This window comes from Poseidonibacter lekithochrous, from assembly GCF_018861145.1.
Lineage (GTDB): Bacteria > Campylobacterota > Campylobacteria > Campylobacterales > Arcobacteraceae > Poseidonibacter > Poseidonibacter lekithochrous_A.
The window spans coordinates 48,115-55,265 of sequence record NZ_JAHKQT010000028.1 but is presented as its reverse complement, the minus strand read 5'-3'; the positions used below and the strand labels follow the sequence as shown (position 1 = coordinate 55,265).

Here is a 7,151-nt window from a genome sequence, read left to right as displayed (position 1 = left end):
ACAATCAGTCTACTTACTAAATCTTTCTTAACAAACTAAAAGTTTAAGTGGTATAATATACCACTTAAATTAAAACCTTTAGGAATTGTCATGGATGATAAGCTATTACTTGAAAATGAAAATTATAAAAAAATTGAAAAAGTAATAAAATACATTGATGAAAACTTCAAAGAACAACCCTCGATAGATACCATTTCAGAATATATAGGAATGAGTAAATTCCACTTAATTAGAGTCTTTAAAGAATATGTTGGAGTTACTCCAATACAATTCTTACAATCCGTTACTTTAAACTATGCAAAAGAACATTTAAAAGAATCCAAAAGTATACTTGACTCTTCTCTTGATTTAGGATTATCTAGTTCTAGTAGACTACATGATTTATTCGTAAATATAATAGGAGTAACGCCAAAAGAATACAAAGAATCTGGTAAAAATGTAGAGATTACTTATGGATACGGATTTACTCCTTTTGGTGAGGCTTTAATAGCTTTTACAAAAAGAGGTGTTTCATATTTAGGTTTTGTTGACAACAATAAAGAGGCAGTTTTTACAAGGTTTAAAGAGATTTGGGAAAAGGCTACTTTTATTGAGGATGACAAAAAAGCTCAAGACTTTTTGGATAATATTTTTATAGAAAAAAAGAAATTTGACTTATATGTAAAGGGTACAAACTTCCAAATAAATATTTGGAAAGCCTTACTAAATATACCAAATGGAACAATCACTACATACCAAGATATAGCAAATACAATAAATAAACCAAAGGCAGTTAGGGCTGTTGCATCTGCAATTGGCTCAAACCATATTGGATATTTAGTACCATGTCATAGGGTTCTAGCAAAATCAGGTGCCATGAGTGGTTACCGTTGGGGAATTGAACGAAAAAAAATATTAATAGCATACGAAGCTATAAAAAACAAAAATCAGGAGTAGTATGTCACAAGATTTACTAAAAGAAATACAAGCAGGTAAATTAAAAAATGCTACATCTGTTAAAATGGCATCAGGATTAAAAACTTTTCCTATAGAGTTATATAAATTAGCAGATACATTGGAAGTTTTAGACTTAACAGATAATAACTTATCAAGATTACCCGATGATTTTTATAGATTTAAAAAATTAAAGAGACTTTTTTTATCAAATAATCAATTTGATCATATTCCAAAAGTTTTAGCAAAACTACCACTTTTATCAATGATAGGTATACGTAATAATCAAATTAAAATATTTGAAGAGGACTCTTTACCTTTAAGTACACGTTGGCTAATACTCACAGATAATAAGCTAACATCACTCCCACAATCAATTGGAGATTTAACACTACTTCAAAAATGTATGCTTTCAGGTAATCAATTAACTAGCTTACCTAATACTATTAGTAAATGTAAAAATCTAGAACTACTTAGAATTTCTGCAAATAAACTTGATATTTTCCCTTCAACTGTTTTAACACTACCGAAGTTAGCATGGTTAGCATATAGTGGAAATCCTTTTTGCAAAAAACATCCAAATTCAAATATAAAACTACCTACTGTTAAATGGCATGATTTAAAAATAAAAGAACTATTAGGACAAGGCGCATCAGGAAATATTTATAAAGCACAATATCAGGAAAAAGAAGTTGCTGTAAAAATATTTAAAGGTGAAATCACCTCAGATGGTTTACCTCAAGAAGAGATGAATATTAATATTTCTATGGGTATTCATAAAAACTTAATAGATGCAATTGCTCATGTATCAGAACATCCAGAAGGTAAAAATGCACTTATTCTAGAATTAATCCCTAATACTTATACAAACTTAGGATTACCTCCTAGCTTAGATAGTTGTACAAGAGATATTTATCCCTCTGATTTTACACTATCTCTAATATCCATACTAAAAATATTAAAAGATATGGCATCTACTGCTTTGCATATGCATCAAAGAGGTATTATGCATGGTGATTTTTATGCGCATAATATTTTAATAGATAAAGAAGCGGATACTATTTTAGGTGATTTTGGAGCAGCTTCATATTATGAAGAAGATTTTGAGATAGCTAAAGCTTTAGAGCAAATAGAAGTTAGAGCTTTTGGATGTTTGATTGAAGAGTTATTAGATATATCATCAAAAGAAGATGAAAAATACAAATATATTAAAGATTCTCTTCTTAACTTACAAATATCGTGTTTAAATGAATCAATTAAACAACGACCACTATTTGAACAAATAACAAAACAATTAAAAATAATCAAATAAAATAATTAGTAAAATCATATATTATAAATCATAATTTAGGTATTATATACATAAATAAACCTTTTTGTTAGGAAATAGATGCTAAATATACAATCTAATAATTTTCTTTATAATTATAAAATACTAATAATAATTACTATTTTACTTTTTATAGGATTCTTTGCAACATCTTTCTTTTCTTATAAAATTGCTACAGACCTTGCAAAAAATGAATTAAAATATAAATCCTTACCACTAAGTAGTGATAATGTATATTCAGAGATACAAAGAGACATACTAAAACCAAACCTAGTTTCTTCACTTATGGCACAAGATACATTTATGATTAAATGGATGTTAAATGGGGAACAAAATATTAATGAAATTACTACTTATCTTTCAACAATTCAGAAAAAATATAATACTTCAACTAGTTTTTTAGTATCAGACAAAACAAAAAACTACTACTACCCAAAAGGCATACTAAAAGAGATATCTCCAAATGAGAAAAGAGATATTTGGTTTTATAGAGTTAAAAATATTGTAAATGAATATGAAAGTAATATTGATATTGATTTGGCTCAAAATGATTCTATTACAATTTTTACAAATTATAAGGTAAAAGATTTCAATGGGAATTTTTTAGGAGCAACAGGAGTTGGTTTAAAAACCTCACATGTTGGTGACTTACTTAAAATCTATAAAAAGAAGTATAATCATGAAATCTACTTAATTAATAAAGATAATAAAATATTAATCAGTTCAAAAGATACACAAGATATCCAAAATAATAGTTTTATAAATAAAGTAATAAATACTTTTAATAAGAAAGATATATCTACTCATGAGTATTATAAAAACAATGAGAAGTATGTTTTAAATATTAGATATATAGATGAATTAAATTTATATTTATGCGTAGAAGCTAAAGAAGGCTATTTTACAGAAAAATTAGAAAAAACTTTTTATATAAATATTCTAATTTTCTCTATCATAATATTAATCATTATAATTTTTACAATTCTTTATATAAAACATCAACAAGAGATATTAAAAGATCTTGCAAAAACGGATAAATTAACTTCTTTAAACAACAGACATGATTTTGATTTAATATTTGAAAAACTTTTTAATTCACAAAGAAAAGATGAAAAAGATTTAACAATTTTAATATTTGATGTAGATGATTTCAAACAAATTAATGATAAATTTGGGCATATTGTTGGAGATAAAGTTTTAATTGAAATAGCAAATATATTTAAAAATACATTTAGAGATTCTGACACTCTAGTACGATGGGGTGGGGATGAATTTGTTGCATTGTTAGCAAAAATCAAAGAAGATAAAGCTTATAAATTAACAAAAAAATTATGTGAGAATATTAGCAGTAATAAAACTCTTCATAATTTACTAAATCAAGAAATCACTATAAGTGCAGGCTTGCATTCAAAAAAAGATGAAACTTCAAAAGAAGAATTATTTTCAAAAGCCGATAAAAATTTATATAAAGCAAAACAAAAAGGTAAAAATATAATAGTTTATTAAATATGCCACTAAATGAACACTAATAAAATATAAACTTCTTAAAACAAAGGAGTTTATATGTCTTATACTAAAAAAAGATATTTAGTTTATATCTTTATTACAATTCTCACATTTACATTACCGTTTATTACCATTGATAATAATCACATATTACTTTTATCATTTGATAAATTACAATTTCATTTTTTTGGATTTGTTTATAATGTAAATGAGCTTTATATTATGCCATTTTTATTAATGTTCTTATTTATTGGTATTTTTGCGATGACTGCTATTTTTGGTAGAGTTTGGTGTGGATGGGCTTGTCCTCAAACAATATTTAGAACGATTTATAGAGATTTAATTGAAAGTACTATTTTAGATATGCGAAGAATTAAAAATAAACAAAAAGATGTTGATTATTCAAAAAAATCTAATTTATTAAAAAAATATATTTCTATTTTTCTTTGGCTTATAATTACAATAGTAATTTCTACAAATTTCATGTGGTATTTTGTTCCTCCTGAAGATTTTTTCCTTTATATGCAAACTCCTAGTGAACACATGTTTATGATAATATTTATATTATCAATTGCTATATTCTTGATTTATGATATTGTTTTTATGAAAGAAAATTTTTGTGTTTATATTTGTCCTTATTCTAGAATACAATCTGTTTTATATGATGATGACACAAAGCAAATTGTTTATGATACTTCAAGAGGTGGAGACGTTTATGTAAATAGAGAAAAATCTATTTTCAAAATGAAAGAATGGACTTCAAATCAAGAGTGTACGACTTGTGAAGCATGTGTGAAAATATGTCCTACAAATATTGATATTAGAAAAGGTTTACAAGTTGAATGTATTAACTGTTTAGAGTGTTCGGATGCATGTAGTATTGTAATGGGAAAACTTGGAAAGAAATCTTTAATTAACTGGGGAAGTACAAATAGTGTTATAAATAAAAAAATATCAACACTTCTTACAAAAAGAAATATGACTTATTTTGTTTCGCTTATTTTATGTATTATTCTTGCTATTGTTTTTGCATCTAAGAAAGAACCTTTTTTACTTAACGTTAACAAAACTACAAACCTTTATAAAATCAAAGAAGATCAAAAAGTTACAAATAATTATATTTTAACTTTTCATAACACACAAAATAAAGCATATACCTTTGATATTAAATTAGAAGATAGTGAAAACTTTAGAATTAAGAGATTTAAGCCTTTTAAATTAGAGCCAAATAAAAGAATAAAAAAGATATTTATTGTAGAGACTAAAAAGAGACTTTTTATTTCAAAAACAAAAGATACTCCATTGAAAATAAAAATAAACTCTTTTGCTCTTGAAAATAAAGAAATTGTGCTATCAAAAGAGTTGTCTTTTGTTTATCCAAGAAGTGATTTAATCAAATGATTTTTCAAAAAAGAGGGTGAATGCTACTCCCTCTTTTTTATTAACTAACTCAATTTTACCTTCAAAGCTCTCTTCAACAATTAGTTGAACTAAATAAAGTCCAATTCCTGAACCTTGCTCCTTTGTTGAAAAATATGCTTCGAATACTTTTTCTATATTCTTCTCTTTTATTCCACCTGCATTATCTTGAATTTTTATTATAACCTCAGCATCAGAGGAAGTTACTTCGATTCTTATATAAGGATTTTCTACACTTGTTAAAGCATCATTAGAATTTGAAAGAAGTGCAAGTATTACTTGTGATAATTCATTTTTAACACCATATATTTTAATATTTTCATTTGTATTAAATACAAATTCTAAAGCTATATTATGTTTTTTGAAATCTGCACTTAAAATAGTAAGACAAGAATCAATGGCTTCTTTTACAGAAAAGATTTCTTTTTGTTTTGAAGGTGCATAAAAATCTTTAAAATCATCAATTGTTTTAGATAGAAAATCTAACTGTATATTTGCTTGATTAATTTTCTTATCTAAATAGACCTCATCAAGTTTTTTATTTTCAAAACGTTTTTTTATATTGATTAATATATAAGAGAGATTATTTAAAGGTTGTCTAAATTGATGTGTAATATTTCCAATCATTTCACCTGATTTAGCCAATCTAGATTGTTGAAGAAGCATATCTTCATAAGAATTACTTTGTATTTGTAAGTTATTGTATTTATATCCAACTGATAAAGTAAAAAGAATAGCCTCTATAGTAAAAGCCAATAGAACTAAATCCATATATCCTTTTTGAATATAGAGTGTCTTAAAGTCCATTACAAATAATACAAAGCATAATAATGACCAACCAACTACATAAATAACTGTAGGTTTAAACCCTTGTCTTAAATTAAATACAATAGATATAAATAAAATTGCATAAATAATAGTATAAGGTAAATATTCAAATAACATATAATGATAGAAAGCTGTTAAAACTACTATATTAAAAAGTATAGTGTTTATGATAAGTTCTTTATAGTTAGAAATTTTAGGAAAAAATTTTCCTTCATAAAAAGATACAGCAAATACAATTGAAAATAAACTTGCACCTAATATTGCAATTTGTTCTATAAGGTGACTTATATCAAACATCTTACTATATGAAATTATAAATAGTAAAGAAAAAGCTTGCATAATGCAGTAGCTTATATAAAAAATTTCTTTTGAATATATATATCTTACAAGTGTATACATTATAGTCATAATCAAGATACCAAAAGTAATCCCGTAAGCTAAAGTAGTGCTCAAGTCATAAATCAATTTTATATCCACTACCTGAGAGATTTAATATAAGTTCTTTTGGAATCTTTGTCTTTATATTCTTTACTAAAGTTTTTAGAGCATCTTTACTCATAGAAGAATCAAACCACACATAGTTTTCAATTTCAGTATATGTTACATATCTATTTTTGTTTTTTAATAGTAAAACTAAAAAGCCTAATTCTTTAGTACGTAATTTTATCATTTCCCCATTTCTTACTAAAGAATGATTAAACATATCAAAAGTATACTCACTATTTAAAGCTATTATATTACTAGTATCACTTTTTATACTTTCCATACAAGAAATCAATGCTTTTTTTAATTCATCCTCTTTAATTGGTTTAATTAAATACTTCACAAGTTGAAGCTCAATTGCTTTTAATAAATAGTCTTTATCACTAAAAGCACTTATTACAATAACTTGTGTTTTAGAGTCTGTTTTTCTAATTCTTTGAACAAATTCTAAACCATTTAATTTGGGCATTTGTATATCTGTTATAATAATATCAGGCTGGTGTTTTTCATATAACTTTAAAGCGGTTAAGGCATCACTTGCCTCATATATATTTTCAAAGTAATTTTCTAAATACTCAACACCATTTTCACGTGCAATATCATCATCTTCTACATATAGTATTTTAATAGTTTTGTTTATACTTTCTAACAT

6 protein-coding genes are annotated in these 7,151 nt (G+C 25.2%); 4 read left to right on the top strand and 2 right to left on the bottom strand.

Annotated elements, in window-relative coordinates; all coding sequences use genetic code 11:
- Positions 1-90: 90 nt before the first annotated feature.
- From KO488_RS10890 to ccoG, 4 genes are all read left to right on the top strand, one after another.
- On the top strand, positions 91-936 hold the full coding sequence (locus tag KO488_RS10890) for a bifunctional helix-turn-helix domain-containing protein/methylated-DNA--[protein]-cysteine S-methyltransferase (RefSeq protein WP_216058839.1): 846 nt from the start codon (positions 91-93) through the stop codon (positions 934-936).
- Between the two features lies 1 nt (position 937).
- Complete coding sequence (locus KO488_RS10885) at positions 938-2,245, top strand: leucine-rich repeat-containing protein kinase family protein (RefSeq protein ID WP_216058838.1); 1,308 nt, start codon at positions 938-940, stop codon at positions 2,243-2,245.
- A 78-nt stretch (positions 2,246-2,323) separates the two neighbouring features.
- Positions 2,324-3,769: a sensor domain-containing diguanylate cyclase gene (locus KO488_RS10880; protein WP_216058837.1), complete on the top strand. Its 1,446-nt coding sequence runs from the start codon at positions 2,324-2,326 to the stop codon at positions 3,767-3,769.
- A 57-nt stretch (positions 3,770-3,826) separates the two neighbouring features.
- Positions 3,827-5,170 (top strand): cytochrome c oxidase accessory protein CcoG, encoded by a 1,344-nt coding sequence (gene ccoG / locus KO488_RS10875; protein WP_216058836.1) that lies wholly within the window; start codon positions 3,827-3,829, stop codon positions 5,168-5,170.
- On the opposite strand, the gene KO488_RS10870 is transcribed toward ccoG, so the two are convergent.
- On the bottom strand, positions 5,159-6,493 hold the full coding sequence (locus KO488_RS10870; protein WP_303572464.1) for a sensor histidine kinase: 1,335 nt from the start codon (positions 6,491-6,493) through the stop codon (positions 5,159-5,161). The two genes, ccoG and KO488_RS10870, sit on opposite strands and share 12 nt — an antisense overlap.
- Complete coding sequence (locus KO488_RS10865; protein ID WP_216058835.1) at positions 6,471-7,151, bottom strand: response regulator transcription factor; 681 nt, start codon at positions 7,149-7,151, stop codon at positions 6,471-6,473. The genes KO488_RS10870 and KO488_RS10865 overlap by 23 nt, the downstream gene beginning before the upstream one ends.